This is a genomic window from Mycobacterium conspicuum, assembly GCF_010730195.1.
GTDB lineage: Bacteria > Actinomycetota > Actinomycetes > Mycobacteriales > Mycobacteriaceae > Mycobacterium > Mycobacterium conspicuum.
Genome location: NZ_AP022613.1, coordinates 3,287,000 through 3,304,532, shown reverse-complemented (window position 1 = coordinate 3,304,532; position 17,533 = coordinate 3,287,000). Strand labels below are relative to the sequence as shown.

16 protein-coding genes and 1 pseudogene are annotated in these 17,533 nt (G+C 69.5%); 8 read left to right on the top strand and 9 right to left on the bottom strand.

The features are described from left to right. Positions 1 to 26: 26 nt before the first annotated feature. Positions 27 to 443: a F420-dependent biliverdin reductase gene (locus G6N66_RS15180; RefSeq protein ID WP_085232915.1), complete on the bottom strand. Its 417-nt coding sequence runs from the start codon at positions 441 to 443 to the stop codon at positions 27 to 29. A gap of 35 nt (positions 444 to 478) precedes the next feature. On the opposite strand from G6N66_RS15180, the gene G6N66_RS15175 reads away from it, so the two are divergent. Genes G6N66_RS15175 through G6N66_RS15160 form a run of 4 tightly spaced genes read left to right on the top strand, consistent with a single transcriptional unit; the run spans position 479 to position 3,865 of the window. Further along, on the top strand, positions 479 to 1,225 hold the full coding sequence (locus G6N66_RS15175; protein ID WP_085232914.1) for an SDR family NAD(P)-dependent oxidoreductase: 747 nt from the start codon (positions 479 to 481) through the stop codon (positions 1,223 to 1,225). Then, a complete protein-coding gene (cbiE, locus tag G6N66_RS15170; protein WP_085232913.1) occupies positions 1,222 to 2,391 on the top strand; it encodes a precorrin-6y C5,15-methyltransferase (decarboxylating) subunit CbiE in 1,170 nt (389 codons plus the stop codon). Before G6N66_RS15175 ends, cbiE begins: the two co-directional genes overlap by 4 nt. After that, on the top strand, positions 2,388 to 3,143 hold the full coding sequence (gene cobM, locus G6N66_RS15165) for a precorrin-4 C(11)-methyltransferase (RefSeq protein ID WP_085232912.1): 756 nt from the start codon (positions 2,388 to 2,390) through the stop codon (positions 3,141 to 3,143). The genes cbiE and cobM overlap by 4 nt, the downstream gene beginning before the upstream one ends. After that, positions 3,143 to 3,865, top strand: a complete 723-nt coding sequence (locus G6N66_RS15160) for a cobalt-precorrin-6A reductase (RefSeq protein ID WP_085232911.1) — start codon at positions 3,143 to 3,145, stop codon at positions 3,863 to 3,865. Before cobM ends, G6N66_RS15160 begins: the two co-directional genes overlap by 1 nt. Here G6N66_RS15160 and sigC read toward each other — a convergent pair. From sigC to G6N66_RS15150, 3 genes and pseudogenes are all read right to left on the bottom strand, one after another. Then, on the bottom strand, positions 3,862 to 4,416 hold the full coding sequence (gene sigC / locus G6N66_RS29570) for an RNA polymerase sigma factor SigC (protein ID WP_232079515.1): 555 nt from the start codon (positions 4,414 to 4,416) through the stop codon (positions 3,862 to 3,864). The two genes, G6N66_RS15160 and sigC, sit on opposite strands and share 4 nt — an antisense overlap. 159 nt (positions 4,417 to 4,575) lie before the next feature. Then, positions 4,576 to 5,190: pseudogene (locus G6N66_RS29565) on the bottom strand (DUF2275 domain-containing protein); the annotation flags it as partial. A 61-nt stretch (positions 5,191 to 5,251) separates the two neighbouring features. After that, a complete protein-coding gene (locus tag G6N66_RS15150; protein WP_085232909.1) occupies positions 5,252 to 5,905 on the bottom strand; it encodes a TetR/AcrR family transcriptional regulator in 654 nt (217 codons plus the stop codon). Between the two features lie 60 nt (positions 5,906 to 5,965). Between G6N66_RS15150 and G6N66_RS15145 the strand changes: the two genes are divergently transcribed. After that, positions 5,966 to 7,153, top strand: coding sequence for an acyl-CoA dehydrogenase family protein (locus tag G6N66_RS15145; protein ID WP_197747043.1), 1,188 nt, complete (start codon positions 5,966 to 5,968; stop codon positions 7,151 to 7,153). Between the two features lie 7 nt (positions 7,154 to 7,160). Here the strand turns inward: G6N66_RS15145 and G6N66_RS15140 are convergent, their stop codons facing one another. The 3 genes from G6N66_RS15140 to cobG are packed head-to-tail and all read right to left on the bottom strand — an operon-like array spanning position 7,161 to position 10,361. Then, positions 7,161 to 8,636 carry a precorrin-2 C(20)-methyltransferase gene (locus G6N66_RS15140; RefSeq protein ID WP_085232908.1) on the bottom strand — a complete coding sequence of 492 codons (1,476 nt, stop codon included), beginning with the start codon at positions 8,634 to 8,636 and terminating at the stop codon, positions 7,161 to 7,163. Continuing rightward, a complete protein-coding gene (locus G6N66_RS15135; protein WP_085232907.1) occupies positions 8,633 to 9,259 on the bottom strand; it encodes a precorrin-8X methylmutase in 627 nt (208 codons plus the stop codon). The genes G6N66_RS15140 and G6N66_RS15135 overlap by 4 nt, the downstream gene beginning before the upstream one ends. A 4-nt stretch (positions 9,260 to 9,263) precedes the next feature. Then, a complete protein-coding gene (gene cobG / locus G6N66_RS15130) occupies positions 9,264 to 10,361 on the bottom strand; it encodes a precorrin-3B synthase (protein WP_085232906.1) in 1,098 nt (365 codons plus the stop codon). A 128-nt stretch (positions 10,362 to 10,489) separates the two neighbouring features. Here cobG and G6N66_RS15125 point away from each other — a divergent pair, with 128 nt between their 5' ends. Then, the gene (locus G6N66_RS15125; protein WP_085232905.1) at positions 10,490 to 11,914 is read left to right on the top strand and encodes an FAD-dependent oxidoreductase; all 1,425 of its coding nucleotides are present in this window, start codon (positions 10,490 to 10,492) and stop codon (positions 11,912 to 11,914) included. Between the two features lie 19 nt (positions 11,915 to 11,933). On the opposite strand, the gene G6N66_RS15120 is transcribed toward G6N66_RS15125, so the two are convergent. Continuing rightward, on the bottom strand, positions 11,934 to 12,245 hold the full coding sequence (locus G6N66_RS15120) for a hypothetical protein (protein WP_139825203.1): 312 nt from the start codon (positions 12,243 to 12,245) through the stop codon (positions 11,934 to 11,936). 144 nt (positions 12,246 to 12,389) lie between these two features. Next, on the bottom strand, positions 12,390 to 13,238 hold the full coding sequence (locus G6N66_RS15115) for an SDR family oxidoreductase (protein ID WP_085233030.1): 849 nt from the start codon (positions 13,236 to 13,238) through the stop codon (positions 12,390 to 12,392). Positions 13,239 to 13,248: 10 nt separating this feature from the next. On the opposite strand from G6N66_RS15115, the gene G6N66_RS15110 reads away from it, so the two are divergent. After that, positions 13,249 to 13,935: an alpha/beta hydrolase gene (locus G6N66_RS15110; protein WP_169721516.1), complete on the top strand. Its 687-nt coding sequence runs from the start codon at positions 13,249 to 13,251 to the stop codon at positions 13,933 to 13,935. 3 nt (positions 13,936 to 13,938) lie between these two features. Next, entirely contained in the window at positions 13,939 to 17,511 is a 3,573-nt protein-coding gene (cobN, locus tag G6N66_RS15105) for a cobaltochelatase subunit CobN (RefSeq protein ID WP_085232903.1), read from the top strand. The last annotated feature ends 22 nt before the right edge of the window (positions 17,512 to 17,533 follow it).

Here is a 17,533-nt window from a genome sequence, read left to right as displayed (position 1 = left end):
CACTGAGGAGACGCTGAGATCGACAGCTAGGCGCTGTTGCTGCGGTCGAGCAGGTCCGACGACCCGAGCACCCGCTCGATCTGAACCTCGATGACGACCCGTCGCGGGTTCGGGCGCGGGGTGCGGTAGCGCTGGGCGTAACGCAACTCGGCGTCGCGGACGGCGTCGATCTCACTGTTGACGACCGACCGGCCCTCCAGCGAGAGCCAGCGGGCGCCGTCGACCTGGCTGAGCACGGCGACGCCGCCGCGGTCGGCGTTGACCGCCTTTTGTGACCCGCCGGTGGTGATGACCCGAGCGATGTGGGTCTTGGGGTCGAAGGTGAAGCCGACCGCCACCACGTGCGGTGAATTGTCGGCGCGCAACGTGGTCAGCATCGCCAGATGACGTTCCGATAGGAACGCGAGCGCGTCGTCGGTGAGTCGGGTGGTGGTGTGCGGCATCACCCCTCACGCTAGCGCAGGCGATAATCGCAGCCGTGGACGACACGGGCGCCGGTCCGGTACTAATTCTGGGCGGCCGCAGCGAGATCGGCGTCGAACTCGCGCGGCGCTTGGCGCCGGGGGCGACGCTGGTCCTGGCCGCGCGCAACGCCGACCGCCTCGACGAGCAGGTGGCCGCGCTCACCGCGGCCGGGGCGGTGGCGGTGCACACCACGGAGTTCGACGCCGACGACCTGGCCTCGCACGGTCCGCTGATCGCCTCAATCGTCGACGAGTACGGCCCCATCGGCACCGCCGTGCTGGCCTTCGGGATCCTCGGCGACCAGGCCCGCGCCGAGGTCGACGCCGCGCACGCGGCGGCCATCGTGCACACCGACTACGTGGCCCAGGTCAGCCTGCTCACCCACCTGGCGACGGTCATGCGCGCCGCGGGCCGGGGGTCGTTGGTGGTGTTCTCCTCGGTGGCCGGTGTGCGGGTGCGCCGCGCGAACTACGTCTACGGTTCGGCGAAGGCCGGCCTCGACGGCTTCGCCAGCGGGCTGGCCGATGCCCTGCATGGCACCGGCGTGCGACTGCTGATCGCGCGGCCGGGATTCGTCATCGGGCGCATGACGGAGGGCATGACGCCCGCCCCGCTGGCCAGCACCCCGCAGCAGGTGGCCGCCGCGACCGCGCGGGCGCTGGCCCGGGGGCGGCGCGTCGTCTGGATCCCGCGGACCTTGCGACTGTGGACCGCGGTGCGGCTGTTGCCCCAGTTCGTCTGGCGCAGGATGCCGAGATGATCGTCATTGTCGGGATCGGCGCCGACGGCATGCCCGGGCTCGCCGAGGCGTCTCGACGCGAATTGCACAGGGCCACAGTGATTTACGGCTCCAAGCGGCAACTCGACCTGCTCGACGACACCGTGCGGGCCACCCGCCGGCCGTGGCCGTCGCCGCTGCTGCCGGCGCTTCGGGCGCTCCCCGTCGACGGAGCCGACCTCCACGTGCTCGCCAGCGGCGACCCGCTGCTGCACGGCATCGGCGGCACGCTGATCCGGCTGTACGGGCCCGACCGGGTCAGGGTGTTGCCGCACGTCTCGGCGGTGACGCTGGCATGCGCGCGGATGGGCTGGAACGTGCACGACACCGAGGTGATCAGCCTGGTCACCGCACCACCGGCCACTGCGATCCGCCGCGGCGGCCAGGCGATCGTGCTGTCCGGCGACCGGTCCACGCCTAAGGCGCTCGCGCTGCTGCTCGATGCGCACGGCGGCGGCAACTCCGAATTCAGCGTGCTCGAGCAACTCGGCGGCCCAACCGAACGTCGCCGCGACGGCACCGCGCGCCAGTGGGCCGCTCGCGCGCCCGACGACGTCGACGACCTCAACGTGGTCGCCGTGCGGTACCTGCCCGACGAGCGCGTCTCGCCGCTGCCCGACGACGCCTTCGCCCACGACGGGCAGATCACCAAACAGGGGATCCGCGCGGTGACGTTGGCGGCGCTCGCGCCCCGGCCCGGGCAGCGGCTGTGGGACGTCGGCGCGGGGTCGGGCAGCATCGCCGTCGAATGGTGCCGCAGTTGGCCAAGCTGCACCGCGGTGGCGTTCGAACGCGACGAGCGGCGCCGCCGCAACATCGAGCACAACGCCGCGGCCTTCGGTGTCGGCATCGACGTGCGCGGCGACGCACCGGAAGCGTTCGAGGGCGTCGATGCGCCGGGGGCGATCTTCATCGGCGGCGGCCTCACCCAGCCCGGACTGCTCGACGCCTGCCTACCCGTGCTGCCTTCCGGGGGACGCCTGGTCGCCAACGCGGTTACCACAGAATCGGAAGCCCTACTGGCGCAGGCTCATTCGAGCTTGGGCGGTGAACTGCGGCGATTCCAGCACCTTCACGGCGAGCCGCTGGGCGGGTTCACCGGCTGGCGCGCACAGATGCCCGTCACGCAGTGGGTGTTCACCAAGTGACGGTGTATTTCATCGGCGCGGGCCCCGGCGCGGCGGACCTGATCACTCTTCGCGGACAGCGCCTCCTGCAACGCTGCCAGGTGTGCCTCTACGCCGGGTCGATCATGCCCGACGACCTGCTGGCGCACTGCCCACCCGGCGCGAAAATCGTCGACACCGGCCCGCTGACGCTCGAGCAGATCATCGACGAACTCGCCGGCGCCGACGCCGCCGGCCACGACGTGGCCCGCCTGCACTCCGGTGATCCGTCGCTGTACAGCGCGCTGGCCGAGCAGTGCCGCCGACTCGACGCGCTGGGCATCGGATACGAAATCGTGCCTGGCGTACCGGCTTTCGCCGCGGCCGCCGCCGCCCTCAAACGCGAGCTGACCGTGCCGGGGGTCGCGCAGACCGTGACGCTGACCAGGGTGGCCACCCTGTCGACACCGATGCCGCCCGGCGAAGAACTCGCCGGCCTGGCCCAGTCCGGCGCCACCCTGGTGCTGCACCTCGCCGCGGCACAGATCGACGCCATCGTCCCGCAACTGCTGGCCGGCGGCTACCAACCCGAAACGCCCGCTGCCGTGGTCGCTTTCGCGAGCTGGCCCGAGCAGACGGTGCTGCGCGGCACGCTGTCCGGCATCGCCGGGCAGATGCACGACGCCGGCATCACCAAGACGGCCGTGATCGTCGTCGGCGATGTGCTGACCGCCGAGGGCTTCACCGACAGCTACCTGTATTCGGTCGCACGCCGCAGCGGACCGGCGCACTGATGCGGGTGCTGCTGCTCGGTGGCACGGTCGAGGGCCGGCAGTTGGCCGCGCGCCTGCACCCGCATGTCGACGTGATCAGCTCGCTGGCGGGGCGGGTTCCGGACCCCGCCCTGCCGGCCGGCGCCGTGCGCATCGGCGGCTTCGGCGGCGTCGACGGCCTGCGGCGTTGGCTGCAAGAGCAACGCATCGACGCCGTCGTCGACGCCACCCACCCGTTCGCGGCCACCATGACCGCGCATGCCGCGCGGGCGTGTCGCGAGCTTGGTTTGCCGCATCTGGTGCTGGCCCGCCCCCCGTGGGACCCGGGCGGCGCCATTGTGGTCGCATCGGATGTCGGTGCGGCGGAGGCCGTTGCCGAACAACGTTTTTCGCGGGTGTTTCTCACCACCGGCCGCTCCGGTGTCAAGGCCTTCGCCGGCAGCGACGCGTGGTTTCTGATCCGCGCGGTCACCGAGCCGGACACCGACTTGCCGCGTCATCATCAGCTGGTGTTGTCCCGCGGGCCGTACCACTACGACGACGAACTCGACCTCCTGACCAGGCATCGGATCGACGCGCTGGTCACCAAGAACAGCGGCGGTGAGATGACCCGGCCGAAGCTGGATGCCGCTGTCGCGCTTGGCATTCCGGTGGTGATGGTGGCGCGGCCGCCACTACCGGAGGGCATAACGACGGTGGGTACCGTGCAAGAGGCGGCAGCCTGGCTTGCCGCGATGCGCTAGCCGGTCAGGTCGCTGCGGTCGGTGTCGGCCAGCAGCGCGTCGCGGGCACGGGCGACGCGGGATCGGATGGTGCCCACCGGACAGCCGCACACCGCGGCGGCGTCGGCATAGGGCAGCCCCAAGAGCTGCGTGAGCAACAGCGCTTCGCGTTGTTCGGTGCTGAGGCCGGCGATCATCGTGGTCACCTCGACGAGGTCCTCGAATCCGCGGGCGTGTCGATCGCCCCTCGGCAGGTGTTCGGGGTAACCACCCGCGGCGGTGCGGGGCCGCGATTGGACGTGGCGGATGTGGTCGGCGACGACGCGGCGAGCGATGGCCAACAGCCAGGTGCGGGCGCTGGACCGTCCCGAAAACCGCTCGATGGCGCCGATCGCGCGCAGGAAGGTTTCTTGAGTCAAGTCGTCCGCATTGCCCGCGTCGCAGAGATAGGTGACGAACCGCCACACGTCGCGCTGAGTGGCCTTGATGAACGCCTCGAGCGCCTCCTCGTTGCCGCGTGCAGCCGCCAGAGCGAGTGCAGTGACGGCCTCGTCGTCGCTTGACGCGGTCATGGCCATAGACCTTAGTCCCGTGCTTCCGGAGAATCTACGACGGGTCGTCGTAGAAGCCGCGTTGATGGGCCACAGATGTCCGCGGCGACGATTGGTCGGCTGAGCCGGAACCTCGTCCGGCGCGTCGGACGATTCCGAAGGTCTCCGCCTGCGCGCCCCGATTCGTTCCATCGCCACCAGCAGCGCGAACGCGAAGCCCACCAGCAGGGGCACGTGACTGGCGATCCGTGCCACGGTCTCCTCGCCCTCGAAGACGTCGACCACCTCGTAGCCCACCAGCGCCACCGAATACGCGCCGACGATCGCCGCGACGCCGATCGCCGCGACCGGCCACAAACCGGCCGCGATCATGGCCAGCCCCAACGCCAGCAACCACGCCGTGGACTCGTGCATCAGATGCTCGCCGGACGTCGCCCCGTGCGTGTGGGACACCATGCCGAAATCGAATCCGCCGATCTGAGCCGCCGCGATCGCCACCTGGAACGCTCCGATGGCGATCAGGCCCCAGCGCCGGTAGCTCGACCGCAGCGCGCGCAGCCAGCGTTGCCGCGGGGTCGATTCCGCGTTGAGACTCGCCATGATCCTGTCGACCAGGTCCGGTCCGTGCCCGGGCTCGATCGAGGCCAGCCGGCGACTTTGCACGGCCGCGCCGATCAGCCAGGTGCGGCAGCCTCCGCACGATTCCAGATGGGCGTCGACCTGCTGCGCCAGCACCTCGGGCCGCTCGCCGTCCAGCCGCGCCGACAGCGCCTCGCGCGCAACCTCACACCGCATCCCTGCATCGTTGCGTATGCGTGGTCCGCGCGCAAAGAAGGCCGGTCCGGTTGGCAAGGGGTCATCTCCGGTTTTCGAGCAACGCGTCGCTCAGTGCACGGGCGATGAACTTGCCGTAGCGGGCGGCGGACCAACCGCGTTCGAGGACGAGCAGCTCATACAGCTCGGGTGCGTGATACGTCCATAGGACGTCGCGGGCTTGTGCGGCACTGACCCGGAGCTGTCTGGTGCGGGCAAGGTCGGCGGCGAACATGGTCATCGCGGTGAGAGTTTCGTGCCGGATCTCCTTCCAGACCTCCGCGGCGTCGGCCGACGATGCCGCGCCATCGCGAGCCAGCAGCTGGATTGGGGCGCTGCGCGGCATGGTGGCCGCCAGGTGCTTGACGTAGATCTCGATCTTGCGTGCGGCGTCGGGCGAGTCGAGCACGTTCTGGATGACGTCTCGCTGGGCCATCGGGATTGGTTCGTCGTCGCCGGTGACGGACACATCGAAGAGGGCTTTCAGCACGCCCGCCTTGGTCGCGAAGCTCTTGTAGACGGTTTCGGCCGAGACGCCGGCGTCCTGCGCGATCGCTGCGATGGTCGTCGCCGCATAGCCGTGGGCCAGGAAGCGCCGTCGAGCGGCCGCAAGGATGGCTTGTCGATTCTTTTCGGCCTGTTCGCGGCGCCGCGTCGAGTTATAGCGGCGCGGAGGCTGGCTCTTGACAGATTTCATAATTCAGTACAGTCTCCTATATCTATTACAAGTGACTGTATCAAATATGGGAGTCTCGAGATGACAACTGCGACGCGTGTCCCTGTCACGCTGGCGAACGACCATTCCATCGCGGTGGCGCGTGCCGTGGCCCCCGAGATCACCAAACGCGCCGACGAGGCTGAGGCATTGGGAACAATGCCGATCGATCTGGTCGAGCGGATGCGCGAGGTCGGCATCTTCCGCGCCTTGCAGCCGCGCTCGCTCGGCGGGTTTGAAATGGCCCCCGTTGAGTTCATCGAGATGGTCGAGGAATTGGCCCGCGCCGACGGGTCCGCGGGTTGGATCGCGGCGATTGGCGCCGGTGCGCCGGCATTTACCGCTTGGCTCGAGCCCGCCGTCGCCGACGACCTATTCGGTTCGGACGCAGACTTTTTGGCGGCCACGGTGTTCGCCCCCACCGGGCGGGCGGTCGCCGATGGCATCGGCCGCTTTGCCCTCGATGGCCGTTGGTCGTTTGCCAGTGGCTGTCGCCATGCCGAATGGTTGCTGGCCGGGATATTCGTCTTCGACGGCGATGCGCCGCGGATGATTCCCGAGCAAGGCCCGGACTGGCGCCTCGCGTTCTTTCCCCGCGCGAACGCCGACATCGTCGAAAATTGGGACGTGCTGGGGCTGCGCGCCACCGGCAGCAACGACGTCGTCGCCCATGGTCTCCGCGTTGCCGAAGAACACACCATCAGCCCCTTCTTCGAACCGGCCCGCCACGACGGACCACTGTGGAGACTGGCGTTCTTCACGCTGGTGGGAGTGGCGCTGGTCGGTGTCCCGCTTGGCATCGGGCGACGCGCGCTCGACGAATTCACCGACCTCGCGACAACGAAGATGCGCGCAGGCACGTTCGAGCGGATCGCGGCCGACCCCGTCGCCCAGGTCGCGTTCGCGCGCGCGGAAGCCAAACTGCGCTCCGCGCGGGCCTTCGTTCTGGAGGCGGCTGGCGCACTTTGGGACTCGGCGCGTGCCGGCGATCCGCCCTCGCTAGAGCAGCGCGCCGACTTTCAACTCGCCGCCCAACAGGCGATGCGCGCGGCGCGCAGCGCAGTCGACACGGCATTCGACCTGACCGGCGCGAGCGCGGTGCATGCCAGCCACCCCTGCAGCGATGCTTCCGGGATCTGCACACCGCCAACCAGCACGTGTACTTCAGTCCGGCTGGCCTCAAGCGCTATGCCAATACCCACTTCGGCATTGCACAACCAACCAGCATGATGTGACGTCAGCCCGGGTAGCGCCGGGGCGTGAACACCCGGTCCCCGGAATCGACTGTGTGCCACTGGGTTTGCGACGACCCGACGATCAGCAGACAGCGCATGTCGACATCGGTGGGGTTCAGATCGGCCAGCCGAACCACTTTGACATCCTCGTCGGGCCCCGAGACGTTGCGGCCGACCACCACCGGTGTGCCGGGTTCGCGGTGCGCCAGCAGCAGGTCGCGCATCGCGGCCACCTGCCAGGTCCGCGTCTTGGACGCGGGGTTGTAGATGGCCAGCACCAGATCGGCGGCGGCCGCAGCGGTCAGGCGTTCGGCGATCACGTCCCACGGCTTGAGCCGGTCGGACAACGAGATCACGGCATAGTCGTGACCGAGGGGGGCGCCGACCCGGCTGGCGACGGCCTGGGCGGCGGTCATCGCCGGAATCACTCGGATCTGCACCTGCGGCCACTGTTTGGCCTCTTCGAGGACGGCGGTGGCCATCGCGAACACTCCCGGATCGCCTGAGGACACCACCGCGACCGTGTGCCCTTGTTCGGCCAGCGTGCAGGCGAGTCGCGCACGGGCGGGTTCGTCGGTGTTGTCGCTGGGATGGCGGCGCTGCCCGTCGCGGACCGGAACCCGGTCCAGGTAGCCGCGGTAACCGATCAGATCGGTCGCGGCGGCCAGCTCGCGGCGGCTCTGCGGTGTCATCCAATCGCGGTCGCCGGGCCCCAGGCCGACCACCGCGACCGTGCCGGCCGTCGGTTCCACCGCGCGTCGCCCGCCCGGCAGCATGGCCAGCGAGAAATATGGCACGTTGGTTTCGTCGACGTCCGCGGCGGGCAATATGCGCTGCCCCGGGGTGCTGGCGCGTTCGACATAGAACGCGCCGTCCAGCTGGCCGGACGCCGAAAGCGCTTCGCGGACATTGTGATACGAACGGCCCAGTTTAAGCACGACGGCGGCGTCCGCGTCGGCGAGCCGACGGGTCAGTTCGGCGACCGGCAGGGTGCCGGGCAACACCGTGAGCACCTCGTCCCCGGCCACCAGCGGTGTGGCGATGGCCGCCGACGCGGCGCTCACCGACGTCACGCCCGGCACGATGACGGCGTCGAACCGCTGCGTGAGCCGGGTGTGCAGGTGCATGTAGGAGCTGTAGAACAGCGGGTCGCCCTCGGCCAGCAGGGCCACGTTGCGCCCGGCGTCGAGGTGTGCGGCGATGCGCCGGGTGGCGTCGGCGTAGAAGTCCTCGAGCGCGCCGGCGTACCCGCCGGGGTGATCGGTCGTTTCGACGGTCACCGGATAGACCAGGTGTTCCTCGATCTGGCCGGGCCGCAGGTAGGGTTCGGCGATTCCGCGCGCGATGCTGCGCCCGTGCCGCGCGCTGTGGTAGGCCACCACGTCGGCCTCGCCGATCACCCGGGCGGCCTTGACGGTGACCAACTCCGGGTCGCCGGGCCCCAGTCCAACCCCCCAGAGCGTGCCCCGCTGCGTCATTCTTGTTCGGCCGCAATCGCATTGACGGCGGCGGCGGCCATGGCGCTGCCACCGCGGCGGCCGGTGACCACCAGGTACGACATCCCGCGCGGGCCGTCGATGAGCTCCTGCTTGGACTGCGCCGACCCGACGAATCCGACCGGCCCGCCCAGCACCGCGACCGGCGCCGAAACGCCCTCGTCGATCAGTTCCAGCAGCCGGAACAGCGCGGTGGGCGCGTTGCCGATCGCCAGCACCGCGCCGGCCAGCCGCTCGGCCCACAGCTCCACGGCGGCCGCCGAGCGCGTGGTGTGCCGACGCGCGGCCAGCTCGGGCGCCCGCGGATCGGCGACCAGCGACACCACCTGGTTGTCGGCGGGCAGCCGTGCGGTGGTGATGCCGGCGGCCACCATCGAGGAATCGCATAGCACCGGGGCGCCGGCGCGCAGCGCGGCCTGCGCCCGTGCGACCACGTCGGCGGTGTAGGCGACGTGGTCGGCGACGTCGACCTGTCCGCAGGTATGGATGAGCCGGACCACTATGCGCGCCACGTCGGCGGGGAACCGTGCCAGGTCGGCCTCGGCCCGGATGGTCGCGAACGACTGACGGTAGATCTCGTCGGCGTTGCGCAGATAGTCGAGCACCCGATCACCGTATCGGGCGGTATCCGTCGCCGGTTGCCAGCAGCACCTCACCGATCGGTGGGCTGCCGCAGGCGCGTTCACATCCGACGAAGTGGCGGTGCGTGCCGGAGCCCTCGTCCAGCGCGTCCGCCGCGTCGGCTCGCACGTCGGCTGCCGAGTGCGCGCAGCCGGGGCTGCCGGTGCAGGCGCTGACCGTCAGCCAGGGGGAGTTCTCGTCGAACACCAGGCCCAGCGGCGCCAGCACGCGGAGCGCGACGTCGGCCACCTCTTCGCTCAAATCGCACACCAGCACCGATCGCCACGGCGTGATCACCAGCGGGGCCTCGATCGCGGCCAGATACTCCGCGACGCGGGCGGGCAGCACGCCCAACGGAACAGCGGCGCCCAGCGTGACGCGGCCGTCGGTCTGCGGGATCCAGCCGACCGGTGCCTTACCGACCGGAGGGAATGCGGCGCCGTGCACGTCGGCTTCGGGTACCAGGTCCCGAAGGTCATCCAATTCGCTTACCCGCCAAGCATTTCCACGCACCTCCAGGAAGCGCAACGCGACGTCGACCAGCGCACCGGCGATGTCGCCGGCCTCCAGCCGGACGCCGGTGTCCCTGCCCGCCAGCAGCAGGGCACAACCGTCGTCGAACGAGTGCACGCCGGCGTCCGCGCCCAGCCCGGACACATCGCCACGCCCGTCGTCCAGACTGAACCAAAATCGCCCGCCCAGCTCCGCGAGGCGGGGTTCGGCGCACAGCGCCGCATCCAGTTGGCCCACCCAGCCCCGCACGTCGACGCCGCCGCCAACCCGCCCGGACAGCGGCGACGCGACGATGTTGCGGACCCTTTCGTGCGTCGCCGACGGCAGGAGCCCGGCGGCGGCGATGGCGTCGCCGGCCGCGGTCACCTCGCTGATCCCGCGCACCTGCACGTTGCCGCGTGCCGTCAGCTCCAAGGTGCCCGAGCCCCACCGGGTCGAGACGTCGGCCAGCGCGGCCAGCTGTGCCGCGGTAATCATGCCGCCGGGCAACCGGATCCGGGCCATCGCGCCGTCGGCCGCCGGGTGCACCTGCAGCGCACCCGGGCAGGCATCAACGTCGCGGTCTCGAGGCATTTGTCCCCACGGTACGGCGCGGCCAGATTCGCCGGGAAAGCAAATGGGGTAGTCGCCTACGCTACTTGCCCACCTCCGCCGCGCGTGAGACTGCGACCAGTCATCTTCACCGAGGTTAGGAGTGCTTTATGGACAGGCGCGGCGGTCACGCGGTGGTGCTCGGCGCCAGCATGGGCGGCCTGTTGGCGGCCCGCGTGCTGGCCGACTTCTACGACCGGGTGACGGTGGTCGAGCGCGACACGCTGCCCGTCGGCCCGGTCAACCGGCGGGGCGTCCCGCAGGGCAGGCTGATCCACGCCGTGCTCGCGCGGTGCACGCAGGTCCTCGACGAACTCTTCCCTGGGTTCGTGGATGAACTCACGGCCATGGGCGTCGAGAGCTGGGACGGGGACCTGTCAAGGCTCTGGCTGTCTGTCGGGGGTCATCAGACGGTGCGTTCCGGTCGGGCACCGAACGCGCCGGTGATCCTGTTCCCGAGCCGTCCGCTGCTCGAAAGCACCGTGCGCCGGCGCGTGCAGGCGATCGCCAATGTGCGATTCCTGGAAGCCCATGACGTGGTGGGCCTGAGGGCGACGCCGAACCACGACCGGGTCACCGGGGTCAAAGTCGTGGACCGCGCCGCCGATCGCGCGGCGACCCTGTCCGCCGATCTCGTGGTCGACGCGACCGGTCGGGGGTCGCGGACGCCGGTCTTCCTCGAGGAGCTCGGCTTTGGCCGTCCCCCCGAGGATGAGCTGACGGTGCAGCTGGCTTACGCCTGCCAGTCCGTGCGCCTTAAACCGGGCTCCGTCACGGAGCACCTGATCGGCCTGTTCCCAGAGCCGGGACGGCCCACGATGTTCGGACTGGTCCGCAACGAGGACGACACCTGGATGGTGGCCATCGGAACCATGGCGGGCGCCGAGCCACCGCGCCGGCGCGCCGAGATGCTGGAATTCGCAGCAGATTTCGTTCCCACGCATGTGCTGGACGCGCTTCGCGAGGCCGAACCGCTCGGCGAGGTCGTTCATCATCGCGTTCCGTCGAACCGCTGGCGCCGCTACGACAAGATGCGGCGCACACCCGACGGTCTGCTCGTGATGGGAGACGCGGTGTGCAGCTTCAACCCCGTCTACGGACAGGGCATGACCGTGGCGGCGATCGAGGCGACCGTGCTGAGCGAATGCCTGCATCGCGGGAAACGCGGCCTGCCTCGGCGCTTTTTCCGCTCGAGCGCCAAGAAGATCCAGGTGGCCTGGCAGACCGCCGTCGGCTCCGACTTGGCCCTCCCGGAAGTGGTGGGATCGCGGCCGGTTTCGATGCGCATCACCAACGCGTTGTTGGAACACGTGCTGACCGCCACCGAGGTCGACCCCGTCGTGGCCGCGCAGTTCATGAGGATCACGGCGATGGTCGACCCACCGGCTCGGCTGCTGCGCCCGTCCATCCTGCTTCGCGTCATGCGAGTCATGCGCACCAACTCGTCGCGCAGTGCACCTGGAATAGCAATTCCTGTGTCGGATAACAACATTGAGGCACTCGACGCGAAGCAGGTTTCCGTCGAGGCGAGTTAGACCGCCCAGCCGACGCCGTCTAGGCCGGGGCCGTCGCCGCGCCGCCCGCCGAGTTGCCCGCGTGTCTCAATTTTGGCTCTTCCCACGGACAGTCGGCGATGGCCGACCGGGCGATGACACTCGCGGCGTCCTTGAGACTGAATCCGCCGGCATGCGCGATGGTGAGCGAGAGCCGGAAAATATCGCCCCCGGTCTGGACCTTGTCGAGCGCCGCGCATACCGCCTTGCCGTTGCGGCTGACGAAGTCGTCTTGGGGGTCGGCATGAGCCATCGCGGGAGCGAGCATGGCGGCGACGGCGAAGAGCGGCGCGGCCATGTATGGGGATTTCACTTAACCTCCAAGGGGCGGCTGAACGGCCGACCTCAAGGTAGCAAGGCGGTGGCGCCGATGCGGTATGAGTTTGATATGACTCCGCTCGAGATGACCTGCGGTGCAATCAGTTTGACACGCGCGTGAAACGTGCCGGATACAAAGTCAGGAGGTCCCGGTGCGCCGCGCGTAGGCCGCGCGCTTGTCGGCTTCCAGGTCGGTGGTACACACGCGGTCCGTCCCCAGTGCCTGTGCGAGCGCCTCCGATACGCGTCGCGGCATGAGACGCTGTGCCGAGATGGCGACGCCGATCGAACGCGGAACGAAAACACGGGGCCTCGGTCTGGCGATCACGCGGACCACCGCTTTGGCCACGTCGTGCGGCTCGGCATTCTTGAAGCCCCTGGAATGGCCGAAACCGGCGATCATCTCGGTGTTCGTCAGCGTCGGCATGATCACCGAGAAGTGCACGCCGCGGCCACGGTTTTCCCGGCGAACGGTGTCGGTGTACCCGAGCACGGCGTGTTTGGTCGCGCCGTAGGTTGCCAGGCCCGCGGCCGGTAGCACGCTGGCTACTGATCCGATGTTGATCACGTGACCGCGACCGCGGGCCAACATCCGCTGCGCGCCGAGCTTGGTACCCAGGATGACGCCCCAGATGTTGACCTCGAGCACCCGCCTCGACACCGCGTCGTCCTCGTCGACCGCGCTGCCGACCGAGATGACGCCGGCGTTGTTGACCAATACGTCGATCGGTCCGAGTTGGTTTTCGACGCTGTCGAGGAAGTCGGTGAACGATCGGCGATCCGTCACATCCAAGGCGGCGCTGAACTCGAGCCCCAACCGGCTGCCGGCCTCCCGGACGGCGGATTCGTCGATGTCGCCGATCGCGACCTTCGCTCCCAAACCCTGCACGGCAGTCGCGATGGCAAGGCCGATTCCGCGCGCCCCACCGGTGACGGCGATGGTTTGTCCCGACACAGACATGGGTTTCATTGTGTCACCGTCGGGCATGCTGGTTCCCGTGCGGACGATGGAGTACGCCCCAGGGCGTTTGGCCGATGTCTTTGGCGATGCCGTCCGACCCGGGCAACCGCCGATCCTGCTGTGGCACGGCATGCAGGCTGATGCCCGTGCCGCCGTCGGGCCGCTCGCCGGCCTTCTCGCGGGCCACGGTGCGACGGTCGTGGCGCCGGATTGGAACTCGCATGCCCGCGACGGCGGGCGTGCGGAGCTGTTGCAATCGGTCGATTTCACCCGGGATTGCGTGAACGGCGCCGATGGCATCGTGCTCATCGGCTGGTCGCTGGGAGGTGCCGCCGCGGCGGGTCTGACGCTCGACGCCGCGCGCTTCGACGTGACCGTCACCCAGACGATCTGCCTGGCCGGCGCTTTCACCTACCCCGATCCGATCTCCGGTCGGCGGCCGACGGTCGGTCCACCGAGCGACGGCGTGGGTTCACCGTTCACGTTGCTGCACGGTCTCGCCGACGACGCGGTGCCGGTGCAAGCCAGCCAGACGTTCGCCGCCGACCTCGAACAGGCCGGCTGGCCGGTGAAGTTGGTGGAGTTGGCGGCCGATCACGGCTCGATCGTCGGGGCCGAGTACGACCCGGTCGCCGACCGCTACGCGCCGGCGACGGGCGGGCCGGCGCTGGGGGTGGCCGCCGAGGTCGCCGCTCGGATCGCCGCGGCGCTACGGTACGAATGACGAGTGGCTGAGCCGACCGTCCTGCTGCTGTCGACGTCCGACACCGACCTGATCAGCGCCCGATCCAGCGGCAAGAACTATCGGTGGGCCAACCCGTCGCGGCTGTCCGAGGCGGAGCTGCCCGACCTGCTCGCCGATGCGGCGATCGTGGTGGTCCGGATCCTGGGCGGCTACCGCGCCTGGCAAAGCGGCATCGACGCGGTGATCGCCCGGGGTATCCCGACCGTGCTGGTCAGTGGCGAGCAGGCGGCCGACGCCGAACTGACCGGCCTGTCCACGGTGGCGGCGGGCATCGCGGTGCAGGCGCACATTTATCTGGCGCACGGGGGCGTGGACAACCTGCGTCAGCTGCACGCCTTCTTGACCGACACCGTGCTGATGACCGGCTTCGGGTTCACCGCGCCCGTGGTGACCCCCACCTGGGGCGTGCTGGAGCGGCCCGAGACCGGCGCCACCGGCCCGACGATCGCCGTGCTGTACTACCGCGCGCAGCACCTGGCCGGCAACACCGCCTATGTCGAATCGCTGTGCCGGGCCATCGAGGATGCGGGGGCGCGGCCGCTGCCCGTCTACTGCGCGTCGCTGCGCACCGCCGAACCCGAGCTGCTGGGCCGGCTCGGTGACGCCGACGCGATGGTGGTCACCGTGCTGGCCGCCGGGGGACTGAAGCCCGCCGAAGCGGCGGCCGGTGGTTCCGACGACGGCTGGAACGTCGAACACCTTGCCGCCCTGGACATTCCGATCCTGCAGGGTTTGTGTCTGACCAGCGCCCGCAGCCAGTGGAGCGACAACGACGACGGCCTCAGCCCGCTTGACGTGGCCAGTCAGGTCGCCGTACCCGAGTTCGACGGCCGCATCATCACAGTTCCGTTCTCGTTCAAAGAGATTGACGACGACGGCTTGATCTCCTATGTCGCCGACGCGGAGCGCTGCGCGCGGGTCGCGGGGCTGGCGGTCCGGCACGCGCGGCTGCGGCACGTCGCGCCCGCCGACAAGCGGGTGGCCCTGGTGTTGTCCGCTTACCCGACCAAGCACGCGCGCATCGGCAACGCCGTTGGTTTGGACACCCCGGCCAGCGCGGTGGCGCTGCTGCGGGCCATGCGCGAGGACGGGTATCGAATCGGCGAGCTTCCCGGCGTTGAGTCCAATGATGGGGACGCGCTGATCCATGCCTTGATTGAACGCGGCGGGCAAGACCCCGACTGGCTGACCGATACGCAGCTGGCCGGCAATCCGATCCGGGTGTCCGCCAAGGATTATGGCGAGTGGTTCGCCACCCTTCCCGCCGAGCTCACTGATGCGGTGACCGAGCACTGGGGCCCGCCTCCCGGAGAGCTGTTCGTCGACCGCACCAACGATCCCGACGGCGAGATCGTCATCGCCGCAATGCAAGCCGGCAACCTGGTGCTGCTGGTTCAGCCGCCCCGCGGCTTCGGGGAGAACCCGGTCGCCATCTACCACGACCCGGACCTGCCACCCAGCCACCATTACCTGGCCGCCTACCACTGGCTGGATGCCGGCTTTGGCGCGCACGCCGTCGTACACCTGGGCAAGCACGGCAACCTGGAGTGGTTGCCGGGCAAGACGCTGGGCATGTCGGCGGCCTGCGGATCCGACGCGGCGCTGGGCAACCTTCCGCTGGTCTACCCGTTTTTGGTCAACGACCCCGGCGAGGGCACCCAGGCCAAGCGGCGGGCGCACGCCGTGCTGGTCGACCACCTGATCCCGCCGATGGCGCGCGCCGAAACCTACGGCGACATCGCCCGTTTGGAGCAGCTGCTGGACGAGCACGCCAACGTCGCTGCGCTGGATCCCGGCAAGCTGCCCGCCATCCGCCAGCAGATCTGGACGCTGATCCGGGCCGCCAAGATGGACCACGACCTGGGGCTGACCGAGCGGCCGGAAGAGGACTCGTTCGACGACATGATCCTGCACATCGACGGCTGGCTGTGCGAGATCAAGGATGTCCAGATCCGCGACGGCCTGCACATCCTCGGCCAAAGGCCAACGGGCGAAGCCGAACTCGACCTGGTGCTGGCCATCCTGCGGGCCCGCCAGTTGTTCGGCGGCGAGCATGTCCTGCCCGGCCTGCGGCAGGCGCTCGGTTTGGCCGAGGACGGCAGCGACGAGCGGTCTTCGGTCGACCGGGCCGAGGCCGCCGCGCGGGAGCTGGTTTCGGCGCTGCAGGCCAGCGGCTGGGACCCGGACGCGGTCGAGCGGCTCACCGACAACTCCGACGTCGCGGCGGTGTTGCGGTTCGCGGCCACCGAGGTGGTGCCGCGGCTGGCCGGCACGGCGTCCGAAATCGAGCAGGTGCTGCGGGCGTTGGACGGTCATTTCATCCCGTCCGGGCCTTCCGGTTCGCCGTTGCGGGGCCTGGTCAACGTGTTGCCCACCGGGCGCAACTTCTACTCCGTGGACCCCAAGGCGATCCCTTCGCGGCTGGCGTGGGAAGCCGGTGTGGCGCTGGCGGACTCGCTGCTGGAGCGCTACCGGACCGACCACGGGCAGTGGCCGCAGTCGGTGGGTCTGTCGGTGTGGGGCACCTCCGCCATGCGCACCGCCGGCGATGACATCGCCGAAGTGCTTGCGCTGCTGGGTGTTCGGCCGGTCTGGGATGACGCGTCGCGGCGGATCGTCGGCGTGATGCCGATCCCGCTGGACGAGCTCGGACGACCGCGGATCGACGTGACGGTGCGCATCTCCGGCTTCTTCCGGGACGCCTTCCCGCATCTGGTGACCATGCTCGACGACGCGGTGCGGCTGGTCGCCGAGCTCGACGAGCCCACCGGGCAGAACTACGTGCGCGCGCACGCCCAGGCCGACCTGGCCCAGCACGGCGACGTACGGCGTTCTACCACAAGGATTTTCGGCTCCAAGCCCGGCACCTACGGCGCCGGGCTGTTGCAGCTTATCGACAGCCGCAACTGGCGCGGCGACGCTGATCTCGCCGAGGTGTACACCGCCTGGGGCGGATTCGCCTACGGGCGCGGCCTGGACGGCCGCGAGGCGGTCGACGACATGAATCGCCAGTACCGGCGCATCGCGGTGGCCGCCAAGAACACCGATACCCGCGAGCACGATATCGCCGACTCCGACGACTACTTCCAATATCACGGCGGCATGGTGGCCACCGTGCGGGCACTCACCGGCCAGGCGCCCGCGGCTTACATCGGCGACAACACCAGGCCCGACGCGATTCGCACCCGCACGCTGTCCGAGGAGACCACCCGGGTGTTCCGCGCCCGCGTGGTCAACCCGCGTTGGATGGCCGCGATGCGCCGACACGGCTACAAGGGCGCCTTCGAAATGGCGGCAACCGTCGACTATCTCTTCGGATACGACGCCACCGCCGGGGTGATGGCCGACTGGATGTACGAACAACTCACCGAGCGTTACGTTTTAGACCCGGAGAACCGAAAGTTCATGGCTGAGTCGAATCCGTGGGCGCTGCACGGCATGGCCGAACGGCTGTTGGAGGCCGCGGGCCGTGGCATGTGGGCCGAGCCGGAACCGGGCACCCTGGACGGGCTGCGCCAGGCGCTGCTGGAAACCGAAGGCGACCTGGAGGGTTAGGTTGCCTCGCGGGCAGTGGCGC

Excerpts from the sequence above, each read along its gene's own strand:
- G6N66_RS15125 (WP_085232905.1), top strand. The coding sequence starts at position 10,490 with ATGGACAGGCGCGGCGGTCACGCGGTGGTGCTCGGCGCCAGCATGGGC.
- G6N66_RS15115 (WP_085233030.1), bottom strand. The coding sequence starts at position 13,238 with ATGCCCGACGGTGACACAATGAAACCCATGTCTGTGTCGGGACAAACC.
- cobG (WP_085232906.1), bottom strand. The coding sequence starts at position 10,361 with ATGCCTCGAGACCGCGACGTTGATGCCTGCCCGGGTGCGCTGCAGGTG.
- G6N66_RS15180 (WP_085232915.1), bottom strand. The coding sequence starts at position 443 with ATGCCGCACACCACCACCCGACTCACCGACGACGCGCTCGCGTTCCTA.
- cbiE (WP_085232913.1), top strand. The coding sequence starts at position 1,222 with ATGATCGTCATTGTCGGGATCGGCGCCGACGGCATGCCCGGGCTCGCC.
- G6N66_RS15140 (WP_085232908.1), bottom strand. The coding sequence starts at position 8,636 with ATGACGCAGCGGGGCACGCTCTGGGGGGTTGGACTGGGGCCCGGCGAC.
- G6N66_RS15160 (WP_085232911.1), top strand. The coding sequence starts at position 3,143 with ATGCGGGTGCTGCTGCTCGGTGGCACGGTCGAGGGCCGGCAGTTGGCC.
- G6N66_RS15145 (WP_197747043.1), top strand. The coding sequence starts at position 5,966 with ATGACAACTGCGACGCGTGTCCCTGTCACGCTGGCGAACGACCATTCC.
- G6N66_RS15150 (WP_085232909.1), bottom strand. The coding sequence starts at position 5,905 with ATGAAATCTGTCAAGAGCCAGCCTCCGCGCCGCTATAACTCGACGCGG.
- sigC (WP_232079515.1), bottom strand. The coding sequence starts at position 4,416 with ATGACCGCGTCAAGCGACGACGAGGCCGTCACTGCACTCGCTCTGGCG.